Source organism: Pseudomonas sp. GW823-FHT05G12 (genome assembly GCF_058795575.1).
Genome location: NZ_CM179501.1, coordinates 840,956 through 864,662, shown reverse-complemented (window position 1 = coordinate 864,662; position 23,707 = coordinate 840,956). Strand labels below are relative to the sequence as shown.

General features: G+C 63.7%; 21 protein-coding genes and 1 tRNA gene. 11 read left to right on the top strand and 11 right to left on the bottom strand.

Annotated features, from left to right (window positions below; genetic code table 11):
• Positions 1-63: 63 nt before the first annotated feature.
• Complete coding sequence (ycaC, locus tag AC3RCM_RS04000) at positions 64-684, bottom strand: isochorismate family cysteine hydrolase YcaC (protein WP_010951959.1); 621 nt, start codon at positions 682-684, stop codon at positions 64-66.
• A 207-nt stretch (positions 685-891) separates the two neighbouring features.
• Between ycaC and AC3RCM_RS03995 the strand changes: the two genes are divergently transcribed.
• From AC3RCM_RS03995 to AC3RCM_RS03985, 3 genes are all read left to right on the top strand, one after another.
• Positions 892-1,281 carry a YybH family protein gene (locus AC3RCM_RS03995; RefSeq protein WP_104886694.1) on the top strand — a complete coding sequence of 130 codons (390 nt, stop codon included), beginning with the start codon at positions 892-894 and terminating at the stop codon, positions 1,279-1,281.
• A gap of 92 nt (positions 1,282-1,373) precedes the next feature.
• The gene (locus AC3RCM_RS03990) at positions 1,374-2,873 is read left to right on the top strand and encodes a purine-cytosine permease family protein (protein ID WP_010951957.1); all 1,500 of its coding nucleotides are present in this window, start codon (positions 1,374-1,376) and stop codon (positions 2,871-2,873) included.
• A gap of 13 nt (positions 2,874-2,886) precedes the next feature.
• Positions 2,887-4,317 carry an aldehyde dehydrogenase family protein gene (locus AC3RCM_RS03985; RefSeq protein ID WP_492629386.1) on the top strand — a complete coding sequence of 477 codons (1,431 nt, stop codon included), beginning with the start codon at positions 2,887-2,889 and terminating at the stop codon, positions 4,315-4,317.
• A gap of 689 nt (positions 4,318-5,006) precedes the next feature.
• Here AC3RCM_RS03985 and AC3RCM_RS03980 read toward each other — a convergent pair.
• From AC3RCM_RS03980 to AC3RCM_RS03970, 3 genes are read right to left on the bottom strand one after another with little or no spacing between them, the layout of a single operon-like run.
• On the bottom strand, positions 5,007-7,418 hold the full coding sequence (locus AC3RCM_RS03980; protein WP_064491203.1) for a DUF3772 domain-containing protein: 2,412 nt from the start codon (positions 7,416-7,418) through the stop codon (positions 5,007-5,009).
• Positions 7,419-7,474: 56 nt separating this feature from the next.
• Positions 7,475-8,527: a bifunctional DNA-binding transcriptional regulator/O6-methylguanine-DNA methyltransferase Ada gene (ada, locus tag AC3RCM_RS03975; RefSeq protein WP_064491204.1), complete on the bottom strand. Its 1,053-nt coding sequence runs from the start codon at positions 8,525-8,527 to the stop codon at positions 7,475-7,477.
• A 47-nt stretch (positions 8,528-8,574) separates the two neighbouring features.
• Positions 8,575-9,201, bottom strand: a complete 627-nt coding sequence (locus AC3RCM_RS03970; protein ID WP_010951953.1) for a DNA-3-methyladenine glycosylase family protein — start codon at positions 9,199-9,201, stop codon at positions 8,575-8,577.
• A 171-nt stretch (positions 9,202-9,372) separates the two neighbouring features.
• On the opposite strand from AC3RCM_RS03970, the gene AC3RCM_RS03965 reads away from it, so the two are divergent.
• Together AC3RCM_RS03965 and AC3RCM_RS03960 are read left to right on the top strand one after the other, a co-directional pair.
• Entirely contained in the window at positions 9,373-9,888 is a 516-nt protein-coding gene (locus AC3RCM_RS03965; protein WP_064491205.1) for a sigma-70 family RNA polymerase sigma factor, read from the top strand.
• Positions 9,875-10,831, top strand: a complete 957-nt coding sequence (locus AC3RCM_RS03960) for a FecR domain-containing protein (RefSeq protein ID WP_492629385.1) — start codon at positions 9,875-9,877, stop codon at positions 10,829-10,831. Before AC3RCM_RS03965 ends, AC3RCM_RS03960 begins: the two co-directional genes overlap by 14 nt.
• A 7-nt stretch (positions 10,832-10,838) precedes the next feature.
• Here AC3RCM_RS03960 and AC3RCM_RS03955 read toward each other — a convergent pair whose 3' ends face one another.
• The 3 genes from AC3RCM_RS03955 to AC3RCM_RS03945 form a co-directional block, all read right to left on the bottom strand.
• Positions 10,839-11,996, bottom strand: a complete 1,158-nt coding sequence (locus tag AC3RCM_RS03955; RefSeq protein WP_266023779.1) for an MFS transporter — start codon at positions 11,994-11,996, stop codon at positions 10,839-10,841.
• An 83-nt stretch (positions 11,997-12,079) separates the two neighbouring features.
• The gene (locus tag AC3RCM_RS03950; protein WP_003247435.1) at positions 12,080-12,217 is read right to left on the bottom strand and encodes a hypothetical protein; all 138 of its coding nucleotides are present in this window, start codon (positions 12,215-12,217) and stop codon (positions 12,080-12,082) included.
• Positions 12,218-12,320: 103 nt separating this feature from the next.
• Complete coding sequence (locus AC3RCM_RS03945; RefSeq protein WP_129933724.1) at positions 12,321-13,535, bottom strand: MFS transporter; 1,215 nt, start codon at positions 13,533-13,535, stop codon at positions 12,321-12,323.
• A gap of 193 nt (positions 13,536-13,728) precedes the next feature.
• On the opposite strand from AC3RCM_RS03945, the gene AC3RCM_RS03940 reads away from it, so the two are divergent.
• Together AC3RCM_RS03940 and AC3RCM_RS03935 are read left to right on the top strand one after the other, a co-directional pair.
• Positions 13,729-14,652: a FecR family protein gene (locus tag AC3RCM_RS03940; RefSeq protein WP_104960760.1), complete on the top strand. Its 924-nt coding sequence runs from the start codon at positions 13,729-13,731 to the stop codon at positions 14,650-14,652.
• A gap of 95 nt (positions 14,653-14,747) precedes the next feature.
• Positions 14,748-14,824, top strand: a tRNA-Met gene (locus AC3RCM_RS03935).
• 130 nt (positions 14,825-14,954) lie between these two features.
• On the opposite strand, the gene AC3RCM_RS03930 is transcribed toward AC3RCM_RS03935, so the two are convergent.
• Positions 14,955-15,569: a LysE family translocator gene (locus tag AC3RCM_RS03930; protein ID WP_014589638.1), complete on the bottom strand. Its 615-nt coding sequence runs from the start codon at positions 15,567-15,569 to the stop codon at positions 14,955-14,957.
• Between the two features lie 227 nt (positions 15,570-15,796).
• On the opposite strand from AC3RCM_RS03930, the gene AC3RCM_RS03925 reads away from it, so the two are divergent.
• Positions 15,797-16,714, top strand: a complete 918-nt coding sequence (locus AC3RCM_RS03925; protein ID WP_492629384.1) for a LysR substrate-binding domain-containing protein — start codon at positions 15,797-15,799, stop codon at positions 16,712-16,714.
• Here AC3RCM_RS03925 and AC3RCM_RS03920 read toward each other — a convergent pair.
• Genes AC3RCM_RS03920 through AC3RCM_RS03910 form a run of 3 tightly spaced genes read right to left on the bottom strand, consistent with a single transcriptional unit; the run spans position 16,654 to position 18,524 of the window.
• Positions 16,654-17,229, bottom strand: a complete 576-nt coding sequence (locus tag AC3RCM_RS03920; protein ID WP_020191533.1) for a D-Ala-D-Ala carboxypeptidase family metallohydrolase — start codon at positions 17,227-17,229, stop codon at positions 16,654-16,656. The two genes, AC3RCM_RS03925 and AC3RCM_RS03920, sit on opposite strands and share 61 nt — an antisense overlap.
• Positions 17,230-17,286: 57 nt before the next feature.
• Entirely contained in the window at positions 17,287-17,742 is a 456-nt protein-coding gene (gene rimI / locus AC3RCM_RS03915) for a ribosomal protein S18-alanine N-acetyltransferase (protein ID WP_010951945.1), read from the bottom strand.
• A complete protein-coding gene (locus AC3RCM_RS03910; protein WP_064491211.1) occupies positions 17,739-18,524 on the bottom strand; it encodes a hypothetical protein in 786 nt (261 codons plus the stop codon). Before AC3RCM_RS03910 ends, rimI begins: the two co-directional genes overlap by 4 nt.
• A 211-nt stretch (positions 18,525-18,735) precedes the next feature.
• On the opposite strand from AC3RCM_RS03910, the gene mksB reads away from it, so the two are divergent.
• From mksB to mksF, 3 genes are read left to right on the top strand one after another with little or no spacing between them, the layout of a single operon-like run.
• Positions 18,736-20,025 (top strand): Mks condensin complex protein MksB, encoded by a 1,290-nt coding sequence (gene mksB / locus AC3RCM_RS03905; protein WP_003247449.1) that lies wholly within the window; start codon positions 18,736-18,738, stop codon positions 20,023-20,025.
• Complete coding sequence (gene mksE / locus AC3RCM_RS03900) at positions 20,015-20,722, top strand: Mks condensin complex protein MksE (protein WP_003247452.1); 708 nt, start codon at positions 20,015-20,017, stop codon at positions 20,720-20,722. The genes mksB and mksE overlap by 11 nt, the downstream gene beginning before the upstream one ends.
• Positions 20,719-23,550: an Mks condensin complex protein MksF gene (mksF, locus tag AC3RCM_RS03895; RefSeq protein ID WP_064491212.1), complete on the top strand. Its 2,832-nt coding sequence runs from the start codon at positions 20,719-20,721 to the stop codon at positions 23,548-23,550. The genes mksE and mksF overlap by 4 nt, the downstream gene beginning before the upstream one ends.
• The last annotated feature ends 157 nt before the right edge of the window (positions 23,551-23,707 follow it).

The following is a 23,707-nucleotide window of genomic DNA, read 5'->3' as shown; positions in this document are numbered from 1 at the left end:
ATGCCAGTTTGCCGCTTCGCTTGCAGATTGATGTGGGGGCTGTCGTGCAGCCCCCGGGAGGCACTATTTGGCCAGCTTGTTGTAGCTGGTCATCAGGTTGCGGTAGTCCGGGATATGGTTGGAGAACAAGGTACCCAGCCCTTCGATGTCGTTGCGCCAGTCACGGTGCAGTTCGCAGGCCACGCCGAACCAGGTCATCAGTTGCGCCCCGGCAGCCTCCATGCGTCGCCAAGCCGAGTCACGGGTCAGTTCGTTGAACGTGCCAGAGGCGTCGGTGACGACGAATACCTCGAAGCCCTCCTCCAATGCCGACAGGGCCGGGAAGGCCACGCATACTTCAGTGACCACACCAGCAATCAGCAGCTGCTTCTTGCCGGTGGCTTTTACCGCTTTGACGAAATCTTCGTTGTCCCAGGCATTGATGTTGCCCGGACGTGCAATGTAGGGGGCATCAGGGAACTGCTCTTTCAGTTCCGGCACCAGCGGGCCGTTGGGCCCAGTCTCGAAACTGGTGGTGAGGATGGTCGGCAGCTTGAAGTATTTGGCCAGGTCGGACAGGGCCAACACGTTGTTCTTGAAGCGGTCGGGGTCGATGTCCCTTACCAGCGAGAGCAAACCGGTCTGATGGTCGACCAGCAGTACGGCTGCGTTGTTCTTGTCCAGACGCTTGTATTGGAAGGCCACGGTGGATCTCCTTGCTTCAGCGGGTTGGGAGTATCAGCGTAGGCAAGGATGGGGGGTGAGAGAGACCGTCAGTCGGCTTGCCTGTCCTGGCGCCCCCATCACTTCACAAATTCCTGAACTGATTATTTGCCGCCAGCGATTTTTCCCCTCGCCCACCGCCACCAGAATCGCTTCACCACAATCACAATAAACCGTGAGGCCACTCCCGTGGACCAGACACTTCAAGTGCGGCAAGCCGCCGCCGACCTCGTCGCGGCGTTCGCCAGCAACGACACCGCCCGCTATTTCGCTTGCTTCAGCGAAGACGCCACCTTTCTGTTCCACACCTTGCCGTATCCGCTGCTGTCGCGTCGCGCCTATGAAGAGCTCTGGGCCCAGTGGCAGGCCGAGGGCTTTACCGTGCTTGCCTGCGAATCGGGCAACGCCCATGTAAGCCTGCAAGGCGACGTGGCTGTGTTCATGCACGATGTGGCCACGCGTATCCGCATCGGCGGTGAAGAACACCCGTTGAGCGAGCGCGAGACCATCGTCTTCCGTCGCCATGGTGACCTGTGGCTGGCCTGCCACGAGCACCTGTCGGTCGTAACACCGGCCTGATCACCCTTTACGCGGCGCTGCCGCCCTGCCATCGCACCCACAAGAAGGCCCGCGCACTGCGCTGGCTACAACAACCGCGCTGGAGCACCACCATGAGCCACTCGACCGGTATCGAGACCAACGGCGTCGAACAGATCCCCGCCGATCAACGCGACGCCTCCCCGCTAGACCTGTTCCGCCTGATCTTCGGCGGTGCCAATACCTTCGCTACCGCCGTACTGGGCAGCTTCCCGGTGCTTTTCGGGTTGTCTTTCCAGGCGGGTGTGTGGGCGATTCTGCTTGGCGTTGGCATCGGCGCGCTGATCCTTGCACCGATGGGGCTGTTCGGCGCGCTTAACGGCACCAACAACGCCGTTTCATCGGGTGCGCACTTTGGTGTACACGGGCGCATCGTCGGCTCGTTCCTGTCGCTGCTTACGGCGGTGGCGTTTTTCTCGCTCTCGGTGTGGAGCTCGGGCGATGCGTTGGTCGGTGGTGCCAAGCGCCTGGCCGGCCTGCCAGAGACCGACCTGACCCTGGGCCTGGCCTACGGCTTGTTCGCGGTGCTGGTACTGGTGGTATGCATCTTTGGCTTCCGCTTCATGCTGTGGGTCAACAAGATTGCCGTGTGGGCCTCGAGCCTGCTGTTCCTGCTGGGCATCGTCGCCTTTGCCGGGCCCTTCGATGCCGGCTACGCAGGCAGCGTCAACCTTGGCCAGGCAGGTTTCTGGGCTGCGTTCGTCGGCGCGGCGATCCTGGCCATGAGCAACCCGGTGTCGTTCGGTGCGTTTCTGGGTGACTGGTCGCGCTACATTCCACGGGAAACACCCAAGGCGCGCATCATGCTGGCCGTGATCGCGGCACAGGGGGCGACGCTGATTCCGTTCCTGTTCGGCCTGTGTACGGCCACCCTGGTCGCCACCCAGGCGCCCGACTACATTGCCGCCAACAACTATGTCGGCGGCCTGCTGGCGGTAGCGCCAAGCTGGTTCTTCCTTCCGGTGTGCCTGATTGCGGTGATCGGCGGCATGTCCACCGGCACCACCGCGCTGTATGGCACCGGCCTGGACATGTCCAGCGTGTTCCCGCGCCTGCTCAGCCGTGCTGGCGCTACGCTGCTGATCGGCGTGCTGGCGATTGGCTTCATCTTCATTGGCCGCTTCACCTTCAACCTCGTGCAGAGCGTATCGACCTTTGCCGTGCTGATCATTACCTGCACCAGCCCGTGGATGGTGATCATGATCCTTGGCCTGATTACCCGCCGCGGCTTCTACCACGCCGACGACCTGCAGGTATTCACCCGCGGCCAGCGTGGTGGCCACTACTGGTTCCTGCACGGCTGGAACTGGCGCGGCATGGGGGCGTGGATCCCCAGCGCGGCGGTTGGCCTGTGCTTCGTCAACCTGCCGGGGCAGTTCGTCGGCCCACTGGGTGACCTGGCGGGCGGCATCGACCTGAGCCTGCCGGTCACGCTGGGGCTGGCTGGCGTGCTGTACCTGCTGTTGCTCAACCTGTTCCCTGAACCTGCTGGCGTGTATGGCCCCCTGGGCCCGCGATGGGTGCGTTGCAAAAGCACCGCGCATACGCCTGTGACCACCGCCGAAATGGCCTGACTGGAAACCGACCATGACCACTTCCCACTATATCGCCGGCCATTGGGTCGAAGGCCAAGGCAGCGACTGCATCAGCGTCAACGACCCTGCGCTGGGGCAACCGTTCGCCGAGCTGATGGCCGCCAGCGTGAGCCAGGTCGACCAGGCCGTCGCCGCTGCCCGCAGCGCCCTGCCCGCCTGGAAAAGCACCTGCGCCAGTGAACGTGCCGCCTTCCTGCGTGGTTTTGCCGAACAGCTCGGGCAGCGCCGCGAAGCGCTTGTCACCGTGCAGATGCGCAATAACGGCAAACCGCGTCACGAAGCGGAAATCGACCTGGATGACGCCATCGCCACCTTTGGCTATTACGCCGAGCTGGCCGAGCAGCTGCCATCGAAAAACCGCACTGTGCCGCTGGCTGCGCCGGGTTTCACCGCCCGCACCCGCCTTGAACCGGTGGGCGTGGTCGGCCTGATCGTGCCGTGGAACTTCCCGTTGGTGACCAGCGCCTGGAAACTTGCCCCGGCCCTGGCCGCCGGTTGCACCGTGGTGCTCAAGCCTTCAGAGGTCACCCCGCTGATCGAGCAGGCCTACGGCCAGATCGCCGACGCCCTGGTCCTGCCCGCCGGGGTGCTGAACATCGTCAACGGCAAGGCCGAGACCGGCGCCGCGCTGAGCAATCACAACGGCCTGGACAAGTTGTCCTTCACCGGTAGCAACAGCGTCGGCAGCCAGGTGATGCGCAGCGCTTCGGCGCAGTGCCGGCCGGTGACGCTGGAGCTGGGCGGTAAGTCGGCCATCGTGGTGTTCGATGATTGCGATGTCGACCAGGCGGTGGAATGGATTGTTGCCGGCATCAGCTGGAATGCCGGCCAGATGTGTTCGGCCACATCGCGGCTGCTGGTGCAGGACGGCATTGCCGATGCACTGCTGCCGCGCTTGCAGGCGGCACTGGAAAACCTGCGGGTGGGTAATCCTTTGACCGAAGAGGTCGACATGGGCCCGCTGACCAGCCAGGCGCAATGGTTGAAGGTGGCCAGCTACTTTGCCACGGCGCGGGAAGAAGGTTTGCAGTGCCTGGCCGGCGGCCATGCACTGGACCGTGAAGGCTGGTTCGTCAGCCCGACGCTGTATACCGATGTGCCGAAAGACAGCCGCCTGTGGACCGAGGAAATCTTTGGCCCGGTGCTCTGCGCACGGCGCTTTGCCACCGAGGAACAGGCCATTGCCGAAGCCAATGACAGCCGCTTCGGGCTGGTGGCTACAGTATGCTCCGCCGACCTGGAACGCGCCGAGCGCGTGGCCGATGCGCTGGAGGTTGGCCATGTGTGGATCAACTCGGTGCAGGCGGTGTTCGTCGAAACGTCATGGGGGGGCACCAAGGGCAGCGGGATCGGCCGTGAGCTGGGGCCTTGGGGGTTGTCGGCCTATCAGTCGGTCAAGCACGTAACCCGCTGCCTGGGCTGATATCGCAAGGGGCCGCGTTATGGCACCGGCTCTGCCGGTGTTCGCGGGTAAACCCGCTCCTACACGGCGGCCTGTGTCCAAACTCCGGTGTGTGTCCACCCCCGATCAGGTGTAGGAGCGGGTTTACCCGCGAATACGGTAGCGGCGGCAACGGTGAACGGCGGGTGGAGATTGGCCAGCAGGGCCGGCCTCTTCGCGGGTGAACCCGCTCCTACACGACGGCCTGTGTCCAACCCCCGAGGTGTGTCCACCACCAATCTGCGTAGGAGCGGGTTTACCCGCGAATACGGTAGCGGCAGCAACAGTGAACGGCGGGGGGAAATTGGCCAGCAGGGCCGGCCTCTTCGCGGGTGAACCCGCTCCTACACGGCGGCCTGTGTCCAACCCCCGAGGTGTGTCCACCACCAATCTGCGTAGGAGCGGGTTTACCCGCGAATACGGTAGCGGCGGCAACGGTGAACGACGGGTGGAGACTGGCCAGCAGGGCCGGCCTCTTCGCGGGTGAACCCGCTCCTACGCGACGGCCTGTGTCCAACCCCCGAGGTGTGTCCACCACCAATCCGCGTAGGAGCGGGTTTACCCGCGAATACGGTGGCGGCGGCAACGGTGAACGGCGGGGGAGATTGGCCAGCAGGGCCGGCCCTTTCGCGGGTAAACCCGCTCCTACCAGCTGGACTGCCCCCCGATGCCTACACCGACTCGTCAGCCGGCCGCGCCCCCTCCTGCACCAGCACCATGCTCTGCGGCGAAGACAGTGGAATGCCTTCATCACGCAACCGGCCAAGAATGGTGAACAGCAGGTCGCTGCGGGCTCCCGATACCTGCCGCGGCCCGGCCACATAGCCACTCACACCAATCACCATGCCGCTGGCCGTCAGGTCCTTGAACGACACCGAGGCAGCTGGCGCATCCAGAATCGCCTCATGCTCATGGTAAGCCGCCAGCAGCAGCTCCCGGACGCGGTTGGCATCAGTCTCCAGCGGCAGTGTCAAGGTAATGCTGACCACGCCCAGCGCATTGCCCATGGTCACGTTGCGCACGTTCTGCGAGATGAACTGCGAGTTGGGCACGATCACCGTGGAACGGTCAGACATCTGGATCTCCGTGGCGCGCACGTTGATGCGGCGGATATCACCCTCGACACCCGCCAGGCTGACCCAGTCGCCGACCTTCACCGGGCGCTCGGTCAGCAGGATCAGGCCGGAAATGAAGTTCTGCACGATCTGCTGCAAACCGAAACCGATACCGACCGACAGGGCACTGACCACCCAGGTCAGGCTGGTGAGGTTGATACGCAAGGTCGACATCACCAGCATGGCCAGGAACAGGAACCCCAGGTAACCCACCAGGGTCACCAGCGAGGCCCGCATGCCGGCGTCCATCTCGGTTTCCGGCAGCAGGCGGTCGCTCAGCCAGCGCTTGACCACACGGATGGCGAACAGGCCACCGAGGAAGATCGCCAAGGCCAGCAGGATGTCCTGCGGCACGATGTTCAGGTTGCCGAGCACCTTGCCGCCGGTCCCATCCCAGTCGCCCAGACTCAGCAGCAATTCGCTAGGGCTGGTGCCCGACGGCATCAACACCAGCAGCAGTGCCAGGAACAGCACGACAGTGCGGCCGATGCCGGCCAGTATGGTGCTGGCCTGCGCCTGATGGCGAGGCGCCAGGCCCAGGGTCGACGCCAGTGCCAGGCCACCGGGCTGGCGGGGCGACAGCAGGGTTTCGCACAGGTCGCCGAAGAAGGTGGTCAGCAAGTAGGCACAGGTGATCACCAGGCTGACCCACAACAGCTTGGCGGTAAGGAAATAGGCGAGTGTCAGGTAGCCGGTGAGCAGTGCCAGCAGGATCAACGTCAGCCAGATGACCATCACGAACGGGATCAGCCCGGCCAGGCCCGTCGGGCGCTCCAGGTCATGCTTGCGCAGGGTGCGGCGATAACACAGCAGCGCGCCTGCAAAGGTGAGCGCCACCACCAGCGCGGTCAGCCCGTTGACGGCCACCGTCAGCGCCAGGCTGGCGCCGATCACGCTGTTCATGCGCTCCATGGTCATCATGACCATCAGTGCCAATGCCAGCACCTTCGGGAACCAGCCCAGCGCACTGGCGACTTCGTCGTGGATCGCCGGCAACCGCCAGGACGGACGCTGCAGCATCAGCATGGCGCGGCCCAGGCCTGTGATGAAGGCACTGAACACCACCAGGGTAAGAATGTGATTGGTCAGGCTGGTGATATCCGAACCCAATCGCGCATTGCTTTCCAGCCCCCAGCGCAGCAAAGACACCGAGCCGGCGATGGTGCCCAGGGTTGCCAGGCTAACGCCCAGAGCCAAGGCGCTGCGGCGCAGGCGGCCCTCCGGCAACCAACGGATCATGGCACTGGCCAGCAAGCGTTCAAGCACGCGCCTTACCAACGTCCACACCAGAATCGCCGCCACCAGGCTGGCAACGAACAGCCAGCGGTTTTCGGCGCTGAAGGCGCTGCTGATGGCGTCGGCCGCCTCGCCGCGCAGGTCACGCAGGCGCGCCACGTCGTCCTGGGTGGGGCGGATGATGCTCTGCCAGAACGCCGGGCTCAGCGGCGAGGCTGCACGGCTGGTGATTTGCGAGTTGAACTGGCTGCGGCGCAGGTTGACGATTTGCGTGGACAGGTCACGGGCCGACTGGGTCAGCTTGGTGGCCTGATCCTGCTGGGCTACCAGCGCCTTTTTCTCGGCCTCCAGCGCTTTGCGCTGCTGCGTCAGGGTAGCGGCCTCGCCCGGCTGGGCCGGGCCGATGACCTTCAGCTGATCATCGAGTTTTCCCACATCGGCAGTGCGCAGCGCACTCAATGCATCAGCTTGACGCTGAACCTGCATCGCGCCCAGGCGCAGTTGCGACAGCACGTCGTCGTTGGCCTCGCTGGTGACGCCTTGGCGGATGAGGTCCAAGCGGTCGCTCAGTTGTTCGAGGCTGGCGTTTTCGTCCAGTGCGGGCGCCTCGGCAGCCGCCAGGTTGGACAATGGCGTGGCCGGGGCCGACCAGGCCGGGCTGACAAGCAACAGCATCAGGGCCAGCAGGGCAATCAGACCTGGGCAATAACGGGCAAGGCTGACACGCCTCATCGAATATTCCTCTTTGCAATTCGATTTGGCGGGAGATTCTACGCGGCTTCGGGCGGTCAGGAGAGTGCCGTTTCTCGCTTCAGCAATTGCTGTTTGCGCTCCACGCCCCAGCGGTAACCGCTGATGTCGCCATCCCTGCGCACCACGCGGTGGCAAGGGATGGCCACGGCAATACGGTTGGCCGCGCAGGCCATGGCGACCGCCCGCACGGCCTTGGGGGCGCCAATGCGCTCGGCGATGTCGGTGTAGCTGACCCGGCTGCCGGCCGGCACCTCACGCAGCGCCTGCCACACCCGCTCCTGAAACGCGGTGCCTTGCACATCCAGCGGCAGGGCCAGGCCCAAGGCGGGCGCTTCGACGAAACCGATCACTTCGGCGACCTTCTGTTCGTAGGCGCTGTCGCCGCCAATCAGGTGGGCCTTGGGGAACTGATCCTGCAGCTCGTGCAACAAGCCCTCGGGGTCGTCGCCCAGCAGAATCGCGCAGATGCCCTTGTCGCTCTGGGCTACCAGTATTGCACCCAGCGAGCATTGCCCAAGGGCGAAGTGAATGGTTGCCCCGGCACCGCCGGCGCGGTATTGCCGGGGGCGCATGCCCAGACGCTGGTCGGCGCTTTCGTAGAAGCGGCTGTTGGAGTTGTAGCCGGCGTTGTAAATAGCATCGGTGACCGAGTGCTGGCCGCCTTCCAGGTGCGCACGCAGGCGCCGGGCCCGGAAGGCCGTGGCGTAGGCTTTGGGGGTAACCCCGGTTTCGGCCTTGAACAGCCGATGCAGGTGGAAGGGGCTGACGGCCAGCCGTGCACTGAGTTGGCCGAGGCTTGGAACGGGGTCGCTGGTTTCGATCAAGCGGCAGGCGTGAGTAACCAGCTGGCTGTGGCGGGTGGCGCTGGCCTTGCTGATACAGCGTTTGCAAGCACGGTAGCCGGCAGCCTCGGCAGCCGCGGCAGTGTCGTAGAACTCGACGTTCACGCGCTTGGCCTGGCGTGATTTGCAGCCGGGGTGGCAGTAGACGCCGGTGGTACGTACGGCGTAGACAAAGTGGCCTGTGGCGGCAGTGTCGCGGCTCTCTATGGCTTGCCAGCGTTGGTCGGGGGTGGTGTAGAGGTTCATCTTTGTTTCCCGGATATGTTGTTGCCTGTACGGGCGATGCGAAAACCTCAGGCCCGCCACAGGTACCAGGCCGCCACGGTACGAAACGGCCGCCAGGCGCCGCCCAGCGAACGCATTTGCGCCGGTGTCGGCGCCGTCTCCAGCCCCTTGAGCCGCCGATACCCCTCGCGCACGCCAAAATCGTCCACCGGCAGAATGTCAGAACGCCCCAGGCTATAGATCAGCAGCATCTCCACCGTCCACCGCCCTACCCCACGCAGCGCCACCAGGCGTTCGATCAACGCCTCGTCAGCCATGGTTAACGCCTGCTCCCGCGTCGGTACCAGGCCCTCCAGGGTGGCTTGAGCAATGCCTTGGACCGTCACCAGCTTGCTCGCCGAAAAGCCGCAGGCACGCAGGGTTTCCGGGGATACCGCCAGCAACTGCTCTGGCTGGGGAAAATCATCTGCCGGGAACAGTGCCAGCAAACGCCCCAGGATCGCCTCGGCGGCACGGGCGTGCAGTTGCTGGTAGGCAATCGCCCGCACCAATGCCTCATAAGGCTCACGTCCCGGCGTAGCCTGGTGCAGGCAGGGCCCGATCGCTGCGATATGCCGTGACCAGTCCGGGTCAAGTGCCGCCAGGTGTTGCGCGGCCTCGTGATAGGCCTCGGGCGAAAGGTCGGCCAGCATCATGGCACCTCCATCAAGTCGATTGCAGGTCCAGCTTAGCGCAGCCGTTCATCGGGCAAACGCCGGTTCTTGCGCAGCTAATCTTTGGCATGCCATTGCTCCGCGCCATCTTCCCCGCATAGAATTGAGAACTATTCACAATCGCACACATCACTGGACTGGGCCTTCTCTACGATGCAGATCAACGACACGCTCAAGCCCACCGAGGTCGCTCTGCTCTACCAGTCTCACCATGCCTGGTTGCGCGGCTGGTTACGCAGCCGGGTCGGTTGCAGTGAACATGCCGCGGACCTGGCCCAGGATACCTTCGTGCGGTTGTTGCGCGCCCGCCAGGTGTCGCCGCTCAAAGAACCGCGCGCCTACCTCAGCAGCATCGCCCGTGGCTTGATGATCGACCAGTTCCGCCGCCGCGCGCTGGAGCGGGCCTACCAGGAGAGCCTGGCTCACCTGCCCGAAGCAGAAGTGCCCAGCGAAGAGGATAAGCTTGTCATCCTCGATAGCCTTGAACGCCTCGACCGCGCCTTGCACCAGTTGAAACCGCGCGTCCGCCAAGCGTTCCTGCTGGCCCAGCTAGACGGTTTGAGCATCGTGCAGGTTGCCCAACGTCTGGAGGTGTCCAGGGCCACCGTTGAGCGCGACCTGGCCAAAGCCCTGGGCGCCTGCTACCGGTTGCGCTATGCCGATGCCTGATGGTACGCCCGCACAGGCGCAGGTCGATCAGGCCATCGACTGGCTGGTGAAGCTGCGTTTCGACACCCCCAGCCCGCGCACCGAGCAGCAGTTTCAACACTGGCTGGCCAGCCACCCACACAACCGCCTGGCCTGGCAGCGAGTCAGTAATCTGGGTGATGAACTGGCCGGGCTGCCCAAGGACCTGAGCCGGCGCACCCTGGACGCTAGCCAGCACCCAAAAGCCAGCCGCAGGGACCACCTGAAGTTGCTGGGGCTGTTGGCCGTGGGCGGCAGCCTGGGCTGGGCCGCGCGCGAACCGCTAGGCCTGCCACAGCTGCTGGCCGACACCAGCACTGCCACAGGCGAACGGCGCCAATGGCAAGGCAGTGACGGCAGCCGTCTGCAGCTCAACACAGCCAGTGCCATCGACTTGCACTACAGCGCGGAGCAACGCCAGCTGAAACTGATCCATGGCGAGGTCAGCCTCGACAGCAACCCCAACGACAACCGCCCGTTCCACGTCGCCACCCGTGTCGGCCCGCTGACCACCTTCGATGGCCAGCTGTTGCTGCGCGAAAACAGCCAAGGGCTGCTGCTGTCGGTGCGTCGTGGTGAAGTCACGCTGTTCCCTGCCTCGGCCTCAGCGAGGCAAGTGCTGCCCGGTGAAACCTTGCAAGTCACAGCCGACGGCAGCATTCAGGCCAGAACACTGCACAACGACCCCTGGGGTTGGACCGAAGGTGTACTCAGCGTGCAGCAGATGCCGCTTGCCGAGTTTGCCAACGAACTCGGCCGATACCGACCGGGCCTGTTGCGCTGCGCTCCAGAAGTGGCGGGCTTGAAGGTTTCCGGCACCTATCAGTTGGCTGACACCGGGCAGATTCTGCAACTGCTCACCCGCAGCCTGCCCGTGCGGGTCGAGTACAGGACGCGCTATTGGGTAAGCATCGGCGCGGCGTAAAGGGTTATCACTGCGCCACAGCCCGCATCCGCCCACGGCGCCGGTATGACTGCCTGGCAAAGCACACGAACAGCCCGGCCATCAGTGCCAGCGCCATGGGCAAACCATGCGGCGCGACATTCATGGCCGCCCCACTGACCAGCGGCCCGACCAGGCTGCCTACGCCCCACAGCAAGCCCACACTGGCGTTGGCAGTGACCAGGTCCTGGCCCTTGAAGCGCTGCCCGATCAGCACCAGCGCCAAGGTATAGATCCCCCCCGCCACCGCGCCCAGCACCACCAGCAGCGGCCACAGCAGCCAGGTCAGATTCAGCAGCCAGGGCAAACCGATGCCGATCACCATCGCCACCAGCCCGCACGCCAGGTGTAGCCCTGTGCGCTCAACCCGATCGGCCAACCAGCCCAGCGGCAGCTGGAACAGCATGTCGCCGGCAAACACCACCGTCACCATCAACGCCGCCACGCCAACGGCAAAGCCATGGCTGGTGGCGTACACCGGCAGCAGCGACAGCACCACGGCATCGAAGAACGAGAAGAACAGCACCGCCATGCACAACGCCGGTGCCACACGGAAGAACCCGGCCAGGCCGAAGCTTTTTTCGCCCTCTTCGTGCTCGACATGGTCGTTAGGCACCGTCAGCACGATGCACAGCAACGCCAGCCCATAACAGACCGTGACGACACCCGTGATCCACGGGCTATCGGCGCCCAACACTGCCAGCATGGCCGGGCCCAGCACCTGAAAGCCCGTAAAGCTGGTGGCGTACAGGGCCATGATCTTGCCGCGGTTATGTTCGGGGCACAGTTCGTTGACCCACGACTCGCCGAGGATGATGGCGATCCCCATGCCAAGCCCCAGGCCCAGGCGCAGCAGCGCCAGCAGCCACAACGAGCCGAACGCGGACTCGAGCAAGGCGATGCTGACCGCGCACAGGCTGAAACACAGCAGATAGATGGTGCGCCGGGTGAGATGGCGGCAGCAGGCGTCGACCAGAAAAGCCGAGAGCATCATGCCGGCGGCAGGGATGGCCGAGATGATGCCGATTTCCAGTGTGCTCGCCCCCGCTTCATGCAGGCGCAACGACACCAGCGGCAAGCTGGCCCCCAAACTGAAACCCACGACAGAAACAGCGAACAATAAGCCCGCCAACAAACGCATGTTCATGTACCACTCCTGGCAAACCGAAAAGACGTGCAGAAACAGGCGCGCACGCCAGAATGGCGAGCGACGCGATAGCGCAGATCAGTTCAGGCGAGGTGTGGCGAGAAGGTGAAGGCAAACAGCACGCTGCGGCGGCGCTTGAGCACCGTGTCACTCGGCCATGCACGACGCAGTGCCTGGAAGGCAGGCTGGCGGGCGTGTGGGAGGGACTGGGTACGGCGCATTGCTTTGGCTACTACGCAGGTGATTGAAAAAAGAGGCGGCACTCTAGCCACCTCCGGGGGGCTCGTCAATTGCCCAGGGGCCTCTGCCAGGCCCCCGGCGCGTTCAGCGTTTACCTGTACTTGGCAGCAACACCGCCAACAACCCGAACAATGGCAGGAACGAGCACAACCCATACACATATTCGATACCACGCAGGTCCGCTACGTACCCCAACAGCGCAGCGCCAATGCCGCCAAATCCGAACATCAGGCCGAAGAAGATCCCGGCAATCATGCCCACGCTGCCCGGCACCAGTTCCTGCGCATACACCACGATCGCGGAAAACGCCGAAGCCAGGATAAAGCCGATCACCACGCTCAGCACTGTGGTCCAGAACAAGTCGGCATACGGCAGCGCCAGCGTGAACGGCGCCACGCCCAGTATCGAAAACCAGATCACAGCCTTGCGTCCGATACGGTCACCGATCGGCCCGCCAAAGAAGGTGCCCGCCGCCACCGCGCCGAGGAACAGGAACAGGTGCAGCTGCGAGCTGGCCACCGACACACCGAACTTCTCGATCAGGTAGAAGGTAAAGTAGCTGGTGAAGCTGGCCATGTAGAAGTACTTGGAGAACACCAGCAAGCCCAGCACGATCAGCGCCGCGATTACCCGATTGCGCGAAATGCCGTGGGTGGCCTGCACCGCCTTGCGCGCCTTGGCCTGATTGAGGTGTTCCTTGTACCAGCCGCGCAACATCAGGGTAACGCCGAGGAAGAACAGCCCGGCCAGGCCGAACCAGGCCACATGGGTCTGGCCAAACGGAATGACGATGGCCGCTGCCAGCAGCGGGCCCAGAGCAGAGCCGGTGTTGCCACCGACCTGGAAGGTCGATTGGGCCAGGCCGAAGCGCCCGCCCGAGGCCAGCCGTGCAATACGCGAGGTTTCCGGGTGGAAGGTCGACGAGCCAATGCCCACCAAAGCCGACGCCAGCAGGATCATCGGGAAACTGCCAACGAAGGCCAGCATCACGATCCCCACCAACGTACACAGGGTGCCTAGCGGCAACAGATTTGGCGTGGGCCGGCGGTCGGTGAAGAAGCCGACCCAAGGCTGCAACAGCGAGGCGGTGATCTGGAACGTGAGCGTGATCATGCCGATCTGGGCGAAGCTCAGGTCGTAGTTGGCCTTGAGCATCGGGTAGATCGCGGGCAGCACCGACTGGATCAGGTCGTTGATCAAGTGCGCCAAGGCGCAGAAACCGATGATACGCATCACCATCGGCGAGGCTTGGCTTGCCGCTGCCGGGGTGGATGCGGTGGAGGCACTACTGATGGCCATTTGCCTGAATCTCCGTCCTCTGGTTTGGGATCCGATTATCAGGAATCAAATAGATACATAGCTACCTTTTTTATCCCCCTGTCGCCACGTACTTGAAAATGGTTCTCAATATAATTAGCATCCTCTGCCAATGACTCCTGTCATCGTTAGGCCAAACGACCCCTATCGTGAGCAGACCGCCCCCATGAGCCCGATGTCCGCCAAGCAGCTGCAGCCCGATCCACAACAGGAAGCGCTGGCGTGGTTTTCGTTGCTGCGCCAGCCCGGTTGCGACGAAACCCAGCGCCAGGCATTTGCAGCCTGGTGCCAGGTACAAGAGAACGCCCACGCCTACGCCGAGCTGGAGACGTTCTGGCAACAGCTGCAACCCGCACCTGCCCGCCCTCGCCCACGGCATGTCACTGTCCGTCGCAGTCATCTGGGTAAAGGGTTGGCGCTTGCGTTTTTGCTAGGGTTAGCCGCTGCAGCTTACCTGTACTGGCCGCTGATGCAGCGTCTGGCCAGCGAGCTGTACACCGATGTGGGAGAGCGCCGCAGCATACGCTTGGCGGATGGCACGACATTGAACCTGGACAGCGCCAGCGCGATGAACGTCGACCTGCGCGGCCGCACCCGCCAACTGCACCTGGTGCAGGGCCAGGTGCATCTGGAAGTCGTGCTCGACGGGCGCGCCATGGACGTGGAAGTGGGCAACGCACGCATCCAGGTATACGGCACTCGCTTGCAGATAGCCCGCCATGCAGGGCGCGACGAACTCGTGGTATTCAGTGGCAAGGCCATGGTCACCCAGGGGGGTGAGCAGCGGATGGTCTCGGCGGGTGAGCGGGTAACCTTCGATGACACACGCATCGACCCGGTGCGTAAGGCTGATCTGAAAACCGCTGACAGTTGGCGCAATGGCCGCCTGAAAGCCACAGACATGCCATTGAGGCAGGTGCTGGAGCGCCTTGCCGGTTACCAAGGGCAGCGTCTGTGGATGATGGATGAACAAGTGGCTCATCGCCGTGTAAGCGGCGACTTCAACCTCGACCAGCCTGGCCAAAGCCTGCAATCCCTGGCTGCAGCCCAGCAGTTGCAGTTGCTGGGCGTGCTCGGGCACTGGCTTGTGGTGCGCTGAAACCGGCGCTGGCCGCTAAGTTTTTGAAAGCGTGCAAATTTTTTTTGAAATGAGTGTTGACAGAGGGGGCGTTCAAGAGAATAATGCGCGCCATCGGCTACATAGCTCAGTTGGTTAGAGCATAGCATTCATAATGCTGGGGTCCGGGGTTCAAGTCCCTGTGTAGCCACCAAACAAGACGAAGGGCTTACCGCAAGGTAAGCCCTTTTTCTTTGCCTGCGAAAAAGTTGCTGATGCCCGCGCCAACCAATCCCGCAGCAGCCGGGCGCCGAATCACAGGTTTCGGCGCAGCTATCGTCGCCTCAACGTATTCCGGTCACCGCCACAGCCAGGCCAAGCCCGATCAGTGCCAGACCAATGGCCCGGTCCACCAGCACTTGCCGCTCGATCATCGCCCTGCGCAATGCCGTACTGGAGAAAAATACCGCCACCAGGCTGAACCATAGCCAATGGGCAACGGACATGAACGCACCGTAGGCGAAGTTCAGCGCCAACGGGCTGCCAGGCTGCACCACCTGGGTGAAGGCACTGATGACAAACAACATGGTCTTGGGGTTGAGGGCGTTGGTCAAAAAGCCGGTGCGCAGCGCTTGCAGTACGCTGGCAGCAGACTGGCCAACCCCGTCCAGGCTGATGCGTCGGGTGTTGGTCAATGACTTGTACCCGAGGTAGATCAGGTAGCCTGCACCCAGCACCTTCATGACGAAGAACAGCGTCGGGCTCTGGCTGATGATCACGGCAATGCCCAACACCGTGTACAACACATGCACCTGCACCCCCAGGGCGATGCCCACAGCAGCAGCCAGCCCGGCCTTGCGGCCCTGCGCATAGCTGCTGCGGGTGACCATGGCGAAATCGGCGCCAGGGCTGATGACGGCGAGCAAGGTGAACAGGGCGACGGCGATGAGTTCGGTCATGCTGAGGGCTCTCGATAGGCGATGGAAATGCACAGACCGCCGATTATCGAGCGCTTACAGATGCGGAAAAATCGATTTATGCTGAGATGAATCTGATAGTTTTGCTCACAGATATGTACAGCCTGCCTTGGCCTCTTCGCGGGTAAACCCGCCCCTACAGGGAAATATGTGGCCATGTAGGAGCGGGTATACCCGCGAAGAGGCCGGCACAGCTGAACAGGGATATCATGAAACTGCCGCCACTCAACGCCTTCCGCTACTTCGACATTGCCGCCCAGACCGAGAGCTTCGTGCGCGCCGCCGAGCACTTGCACGTCACTCACGGCGCGGTCAGCCGCCAAATACGCCTGCTGGAAGAAAGCCTTGGCGTGGAACTGTTCGAACGCCGCAACAGGGCCATTTTCCTCACCCCTGCCGGCCGCGCCCTGCATGGCACCACCCAGGCGATCTTCGAGCAGCTGGAAGGCGCCGTGCAGCGTTTGCAGCACCAGGTCCGCGACAATGTGCTTGTGCTGTCCTGCGAACCGACCATCGCCATGCGCTGGCTGATCCCGCGCCTGCCGCGCTTCCATGCCACCCATCCCGACCTTCAGTTGCACCTGGTAGCCGCAGGCGGCCCGCTGGACTTCGCCCGCAGTGGGGTCGACATGGCCATCCGCCGTGACGACTTCCACTGGAATAACCAGCTGTTCAACCAGAAGGTCTGCGATGAATGGATCGGCCCGGTGTGCCACCCCGCCGCCAGCGCCAGACTCGATGGCCAACGGCTGCTGCACAGCACCACACGCCCTGCTGCCTGGCCCACCTGGCTGCGCCTGAGCGGCCAACAGGCGCGGCACTGCGAACGCAGCGACTACGAGCATTTCTACTTGTCGATCCAGGCCGCCAACGCCGGCCTGGGCCTGGCCATTGCCTCAGCCCTGATGGTGCGCGACGAACTCGACAGCGGGCAGCTGCAGGCGCCGTTCGGTTTTGTGCGCGATGGCTCGGCCTACCACCTGCTCAGCCCGCAGCCTCTGGCCGACAGCGGCAAGCGCCAGCGCTTCGCCGAGTGGATAATGGACGAATGCCGGAAGTGCCTGGCTCATTTGGGGTTGATACAGAACGACGCCCCCGCACCGCCATCACCACCCCAGGTGCGATAACCGGCGGTATCCAAATGGATACGGCCTGATGGGTAGCGGCCCAGCCCCATGTTCCAGGCTTGGCCGTGTTGCTGCCAGAAACGGCACAGCGGATTGGGGTCGGCCCAGGCCGGCAGCAGTATATCGACGGCGAAAGCGCGGGTATGCGCACTGTTTGCCGCCCCGCCCGCACAGGCGTTCAGGCGCGGCTCACGGTAAGCCGAAACCACCTCGAACTGGCGCAGGATGCCTTGATCGTCAAGTGCCTTGATCAACGCGAGGGTCGAGCGCACAGCGGCCCAATTGCCAGGGGGTGGTACGGCGAAAGGCGATGCGTGGCACAGTTTCCAGTCCGAAGCCGAGCGCAGCAACTGGTGAATTGGCACTACACCGTAAAGCCGGGCATCTACCAGCATTTCACGGAAAGGGCGGGTTTGATGATCACCCGCCCACTGGGCGAACATCCACACGTCGCGCTCGTCAGCGTGAGCAGCGCTTGCGATACACAGGCTCGCTGCCAAAAGCAGTTGTCTCATTCTTTATCCGCCCCTGCCGAGAACAAAGCCTGCGCGCCCGGGTACGCCCCTGCAAAGTCAGTCTTCGAACAGGGTACAGGCCATCACCAGGGCGTCTTCACGGCCGCCGGCAATCGGATAATAGTCGCGGCGGCGGCCAATTTCGTTGAAACCATAACGCTCGTACAAACGATAGGCCGACTGGTTGCTGGCGCGCACTTCCAGAAAGCATTCGCGGCCATTGAGCTGATAGGCCCGGGCCATCAGGTGCTTGAGCAGGCGCAAGCCCAGGCCGCAGCCTTGGTTTTCCGGTTTTACGGTGATGTTGAGCAGGTGCGCTTCGTCGATGATCACGTTGATCACACCATGGCCCACTTGCTGCTGGCCATCGAACATCAGCCAGACTTCGTACGACTTGAGCGCATCCTGAAAGATTCCACGGGTCCAGGGGTGACTGAATGCGGCATATTCGATCTTAAGTACGGCATCCAGATCCGCCTCGGTCATCGGGCGGAAGCTGATCGAGTCACTCATTCAACGCTCTTCCAGCGCGCCATCAGCTGGCGCATGGCTTTCCAGACGTCCGCCTTGCGTTGCGGCTCGTCCATCAACAGTTCAAGGCCCGGCAATGCCCAGGCGTCGCCCAGGCTGTCGAGCGTCAGGGTTTGGTAATAGGCATCGGCGTCGGCATTGGCGGCAAAACGCAGTGCCGGCAGGCCGACCAGCCACAGACAGGTACACGGGGCGTCTTCCAGGCGCGCCTGAACGAAGCCCTGGACGAAATCGCGCGCAGCCTCCGGCCCCTGGTCCATGTTGCCGCGCACCAGCAGTGGCCAGCGCACCGGCTCGCCGATGATCTGCGGGGCATCGGGCAGGCCAGCGGCGCGCAGCATGTCCTTGAGCAGCAGATAGGAGGGATCGCGGCTCTGGAACGGCTGACCGGTGGCCAGTTCAACCAGCAGCAGGCAACTGCCGGCGCGCAACAACTGCAGCGAAAAGCGCGGTGGCGGCACCGGCGCCGGGCGCGGAGCAGCGGGCTGCTCTTGTGCCTCGACAGGCTTAACGGCGGGTTTAGACACACTGCCCGGGCGCGGGATCTCGATTTTCGGCCGCTCGCCGGAGCGAGCCTGGGGGGTGACAGGCGCTTCGCTGGTTACCGATGCCGGCCTGACCTCAAAATCGATGTCCTCGACTGGCACAACCGGCAGCAGCAGCTCGGGCCGCGACGGTGCGGCGAACGGCAGCTCGGCGCGCGGCAGCCAGTGCACCACTTGCATGGCGGAAAGGTAGGCGCGGCGACGGGGTTCGGTCAGCAAGGGGCGGATATCCGAGGGGGTGAAGGCAATTGGGCATTCTAACGTGTACGCCGTGGTTTTTGCAGCGCCTATCAGACCGAGCGCCGTCACATGAACAACGCCTTACACCTGCACATCCCATGGTTATCTCTCATTACAGACCAAGGGGTAAAAACCACCCCCGCGAATGCAGTACAATCGCCCCCTTTTTCTTGGCAACGAGTCGAAGCCAATGATCGAACCCAAGCGCGTCCTGCGCGCCCTAGCCGAACACTGGGCCCTGATCGAGCCGCTGTGCGAGCGTTTCGACCAGGGCACCCTGAGCCTGGTCGAACTGCGCCAGCATGTGGCCCGCCAGCAGCTCGAAAGCACCCCGCAGGACATCACCCAGCTACTCGACGTGTGGATCCGCCTGGATATCCTGGTCCCGGTGGCCAAGAGCCCGAACCGTTTCGAGCTCAACGCGCAGATCCACGACTTCCTCGCCTACCTGCGCCGCGAACACCGGCTGGGCCTGTGCCTGGAGATCGAAGCCTACTTGCGCCACCTGGAGCGCCTGGCCGGGCACATCCAGGATGCCTTCGACAACCGCGACAGTGACGACCTGGCACGCCAGTTGCGCCTGCTCGACATGCGCGTGCGCGATGTGCTGAAAAAACTCGACAACGACGAGCAGGCACTGGTGGCCGTGGCCGAACGGGCCAAGACCAGCAACCGCCAGATTCCGCTGCGTCAGCGTTATGCCGAAGTGCTGGCCACCTGGGACGAATACGTCGAGCCGATGATCCAGCTGGTCAACGCCGACGGCGCCTTCGAGCAGGGTGTACGCAAGGTCGAGACCGTGCTGCTGAAACTGCTGGGCGAACAAGCGCGCCTGGGCCACTTGGTCGACGACGACATGCTGCTGCGCACCCACGCGCGCATCCTGGAAATGCAGACCAGCGCCCAGTTGACCCTGCGCCACGCCCGCGAACTGCTGCTGCCGCTGCGCGAAGAAGCCCGCCGGCACAACGCCGTGACCCGCGGCGCCGCACTGGCCCTGTCGGTGATCCGGCGCAAAGGCATCGATGCCGTGCCGCAGGCGGCCATGCCGATGTTCACCCGCCCGCAAAGCACCTTCCTTGGCAGTGCCAGCCAGGTCGAGGCCTACGTTTACGCACTGGCCCGCTTCGAGCCCAAACCGGCGCGCTTCCCCAAAGCCCACAAGACCCAGTCCGGCGCCCTGCCCCGCGCCCCGCGCACGGTCAAGGAAATGGCCGAACGCTGCGAACAGGCCCTGCCACTGCCCGACTTGATGGTCTGGCTGCTGGAGCAGGAGCCCGAAGGCGCCACCGACGAGCTACTGTACTGGTTCTCGCGCCTGTCGCGGGAAAAGCGCTTCAAGCGCGAACGCCTCGACCGCCGCGAATACACCACCCAGGAACATTTGGTCAGCCTGCATTCGTTCGCCCTGACCTCCAGCCGCGAAGACGCCCCCAGCGCGCCTACCGAACCCAACGCGAGCCCAGCCCATGCATCTTGATCTTTCCGAACTGTCCCAGCTCGCGCCGATCTTCCGCGAGCTGTTCAAAGGCTTCCACGTCAGCCGGCGCGACCCTGAGCTGTACGCCCAGCTGTCGAACTTCCAGGACCAGTACCGCACCCTGTTCAAGGCCCTGGGCTTCGAACTGGTGTGCGATACCCGTGGTTTCTACTACTTCGTGCCGGACATGACCGCCGCGCAGGTCAACAAGACCGCGCAGCGCCTGTCGCTGTTCACCTTCATCCTGGTCGAGCACCTTGCTGACCAGGGCCGCGACCCGATGGCCGTGCTCGACGGTGGCAGCATCGGCCGCGACGAACTGCCCTCGCTGCTGGACAAGTACCGCGACCTGTTCCTGCAGGCCGAAGTGCAGACCGTGGACGAGCTGGAAGAAAAAATCCTGCGGCGCATGACCCAGCTCGGCTTCGCCCATGAAGAAGGCGGCATCTACCGCTTCCTGCCGCCCATGCACCGCTTCCTCGATGTGTGCCTGTCGGTGCAGCAGGACCGCGACCTGGCCGCCACCCTGCACAGCGCCCTGCCGCTGCCGACCCCGGTACTGGTCGAGGAAGAAAGCGCCGAAGAACTCAACCGTACCGACGACCCGCTCGACCTCACGCCTTTCCAGGGCGAGGAAAGCGAAGAGGACGCCCTGGCCCGGGCCATCCGCGAAGAGCAACAGGAGATTGACGCATGAGCCAGGAACGCTACGGCATCCGCCGCTTCGCATTGCTCAACACCGCCGGCTACAGCCTTGGCCTGTTCCCGCTGGAGCACCCGCTGTCGGTATACGGCGCCAACAACTTGGGTAAATCGGCATCGATCAATGCCCTGCAGTTCCCGATCCTGGCACGCATGTCGGACATGAGTTTCGGCAAGTACAGCCTTGAGCAATCGCGCCGTTTCTACTTCGCCAGCGACACCTCGTACATTCTTTGCGAACTGAGCCTGCCCCACGGCCCGCACGTGATCGGTGTGGTCGGGCGCGGCCCGGGTGGGGGTTTCGGCCACCAGTTCTTCGCCTACAAAGGCGAGCTGGACCTGGCCCACTACCAGAAGAACGACACCTGCCTGCGTCAGAAAGAGCTGTTCACCAACCTTGAGCGCCTGGGGATCAAGGCTTACGAGCTGAAGCCGGACGAACTGCGCCGGCTGCTGGTGGGCGGACACACTTCGGTGCCGCTGGACCTGACCATGATCCCGCTGCGCTCCACCAGCGAGCAAAGCCTGAAAACCTTCCGCGCGCTGTTCATCAACCTGCTGCACATGCGTGAGATCACCGCCGCCAAGCTCAAGCAACTGTTCCTCGACGCCTTCGAGCACAGCCTGCGCTCGGGCAGCGTCGACTACATCGCTGCGTGCGAGGAAGCCTTCCGCGACGTACGCCGCATGGAGCAGGACTACAACGCCCTGGTCGCTGCCGGCCCGTTGGTCGAGGCCCTGGCCGGTGGCGTGGCCCAGCGCGATATCCTGCGTGGCAAGCTGCACCGCATTTCGCCTGTGCTCGACACCCTGCTGGGCACCTGGCAGGAATACGCCATGGCGCGCAAGGAAGAGCTGGTCATCCAGTCCGAGCACTACCGTGGCGAGCAGGACCGCCTGCAGAACGACCAGCGTGGCGGCACCCAGGAGCTGATGCGCCTGGAGCGTGAAATTACCGGTATCCAGCGCTGGCTAGGCGAGCTGTCGGTGCTCAAGCACCGCTTTGCGCTGGTCGATGACGTCAAGGTACTGGAGCAGCAACTGCTGGCGGCCAAAGACGCCCACGACGAGCTGGCCGGCGCGCTGGCCCAGTCACGGCAGTTCAGTGCCGAAGACCTCGACGAGCGCGTACGCGACCTGGAAAAACGCCTGAAGCAGGTCAAGCAGCAGCTGGATCACGCTGACAACAACAGCTATGCCCGCCTGCGCGAAGAGTTCTCGCAGCAGGACGTCGACCGCTTGATGCGCCTGTTCAACGGCGCGCTGTTCAGCCTGCCGCTGGGCGACCGCGGTATCGAGCTGGACGACAGCGACCTGTGGGTAAAATCGCTGGAAGCGGTGCTCGACGGCTTCAAGGGCGAGCGCTTCGAGGCCCCGGGCCTGGCCATTGACCTGACCCACATCGACCCACCGGCCCTGCAGGCCCTGGCCGACCGCGCCGCCCTGCGCGACCAGAAAGAGCGCCTGGAAAAAGAACTCAAGCAGCTCAAGACCCAGCAGGCCGTGGCCGCCGACCGCTCCGCGTCCAAAGCGCAGACCGAAACCCTGTACCAGGAAGTGCTGGACGCGCAGAAGGCGCTGGAAGACTTCCGCCGTAGCCAAACCCTCACCGCCGAAGAGCCCGAGAAGCTGGAACAGCTCTCGCAGCTGGAAGCGGCCCAGGACGAACTCAAGCGCTCCAGCGACGCCTTCACCGAGCGCGTCCAGCAGCTGTCAGCCAAGTTGCAACTGGTCGGCCGCCAGCTCGGCGACCTCGAGTCCAAGCAGCGCACCCTGGAAGACGCCCTGCGCCGTCGCCAGCTGTTGCCGGCCGACCTGCCCTACGGCACGCCATACATGGAAGCCATCGACGACTCGATGGACAACCTGCTGCCGCTGCTCAATGATTACCAGGACAGCTGGCAAAGCCTTCAGCGGGTGGACAACCAGATCGAGGCGCTGTACGCCCAGGTGCGCCTGAAAGGCGTTGCCAAGTTCGACAGCGAAGACGACATGGAACGCCGTCTGCAACTGCTGGTGAACGCCTACGCGCACCGTACCGACGAAGCCCTGACCTTGGCCAAGGCACGCCGCGCTGCGGTCACCGACATCGCCCGAACCCTGCGCAACATCCGCAGCGACTACGACAGCCTCGAGCACCAGCTGGCCCTGTTCAACCGCGAGATCAACAAGCGCCAGGTTTCCAACCTGGAAAGCTTCCGCGTGGTACTGGCGCCGAACAAGGAAGCGCTCAAGCACATCGACCAGATTATCCACAGTGCCGGCCAGTACGAAGAAGGCGAAACCCTGTCGGTCTTCGACCTGACCCAGAGTGCCGATCAGGACAACAAGAACGAAGAGGCCAAGGAGTACCTGGCACGGCTGGTGGCGGCCAACCACAACCAGCTGGGCCTGAAGGACCTGTTCGAGCTGGCGTTCGAGATCACCAAGGTCAATGGCCAGCCGATCATCCACGCCGACATCGACGGTGCGGCGTCCAACGGCACCACCATGACCATCAAGGCGCTGACCAACATGTACCTGTTGCTGCACCTGATGGACCGTGACCTGGCCGGGCGCATTCGCCTGCCGTACTACCTGGACGAAGCGGCAGACATCGACGAACGCAACCAGGCGGCACTGCTGGAGACCAGCCAGCAACTGGGCTTCGTGCCGATCCTGGCGAGTGTGAAACCACAGGTCTCGGCGCACGTTGCGATCGACCTGGAAGGTGGCAGCGGGCCGAACGGCATCTACATCGACGAGGCGGACTGGAAGTTCATCAGCCGGCTGGATGAAGTGAAAGCGGTTGTGCGTGAGGATCAGGCCGAGGAACTGGCCTGAGATAGCCGGGGCCGCGTTGCGGCCCATTCGCGGGTGAACCCGCTCCTACGGCGGCCTGTGTCCAGTCACCGATGCGTACGACGGCCTGCGTCCAACCACCGAGCGTATGTAGGAGCGGGTTTACCCGCGAATACGGTGGCGGCGGCAACGGTGAACG

Excerpts from the sequence above, each read along its gene's own strand:
- AC3RCM_RS03940 (WP_104960760.1), top strand. The coding sequence starts at position 13,729 with ATGTCCGCCAAGCAGCTGCAGCCCGATCCACAACAGGAAGCGCTGGCG.
- AC3RCM_RS03955 (WP_266023779.1), bottom strand. The coding sequence starts at position 11,996 with ATGAACATGCGTTTGTTGGCGGGCTTATTGTTCGCTGTTTCTGTCGTG.
- mksE (WP_003247452.1), top strand. The coding sequence starts at position 20,015 with ATGCATCTTGATCTTTCCGAACTGTCCCAGCTCGCGCCGATCTTCCGC.
- AC3RCM_RS03965 (WP_064491205.1), top strand. The coding sequence starts at position 9,373 with ATGCAGATCAACGACACGCTCAAGCCCACCGAGGTCGCTCTGCTCTAC.
- AC3RCM_RS03945 (WP_129933724.1), bottom strand. The coding sequence starts at position 13,535 with ATGGCCATCAGTAGTGCCTCCACCGCATCCACCCCGGCAGCGGCAAGC.
- AC3RCM_RS03920 (WP_020191533.1), bottom strand. The coding sequence starts at position 17,229 with ATGAGACAACTGCTTTTGGCAGCGAGCCTGTGTATCGCAAGCGCTGCT.
- AC3RCM_RS03990 (WP_010951957.1), top strand. The coding sequence starts at position 1,374 with ATGAGCCACTCGACCGGTATCGAGACCAACGGCGTCGAACAGATCCCC.
- mksB (WP_003247449.1), top strand. The coding sequence starts at position 18,736 with ATGATCGAACCCAAGCGCGTCCTGCGCGCCCTAGCCGAACACTGGGCC.
- AC3RCM_RS03950 (WP_003247435.1), bottom strand. The coding sequence starts at position 12,217 with ATGCGCCGTACCCAGTCCCTCCCACACGCCCGCCAGCCTGCCTTCCAG.
- AC3RCM_RS03970 (WP_010951953.1), bottom strand. The coding sequence starts at position 9,201 with ATGATGCTGGCCGACCTTTCGCCCGAGGCCTATCACGAGGCCGCGCAA.
- mksF (WP_064491212.1), top strand. The coding sequence starts at position 20,719 with ATGAGCCAGGAACGCTACGGCATCCGCCGCTTCGCATTGCTCAACACC.
- ada (WP_064491204.1), bottom strand. The coding sequence starts at position 8,527 with ATGAACCTCTACACCACCCCCGACCAACGCTGGCAAGCCATAGAGAGC.
- AC3RCM_RS03985 (WP_492629386.1), top strand. The coding sequence starts at position 2,887 with ATGACCACTTCCCACTATATCGCCGGCCATTGGGTCGAAGGCCAAGGC.
- rimI (WP_010951945.1), bottom strand. The coding sequence starts at position 17,742 with ATGAGTGACTCGATCAGCTTCCGCCCGATGACCGAGGCGGATCTGGAT.
- AC3RCM_RS03960 (WP_492629385.1), top strand. The coding sequence starts at position 9,875 with ATGCCGATGCCTGATGGTACGCCCGCACAGGCGCAGGTCGATCAGGCC.
- AC3RCM_RS03930 (WP_014589638.1), bottom strand. The coding sequence starts at position 15,569 with ATGACCGAACTCATCGCCGTCGCCCTGTTCACCTTGCTCGCCGTCATC.
- AC3RCM_RS03980 (WP_064491203.1), bottom strand. The coding sequence starts at position 7,418 with ATGAGGCGTGTCAGCCTTGCCCGTTATTGCCCAGGTCTGATTGCCCTG.
- AC3RCM_RS03925 (WP_492629384.1), top strand. The coding sequence starts at position 15,797 with ATGAAACTGCCGCCACTCAACGCCTTCCGCTACTTCGACATTGCCGCC.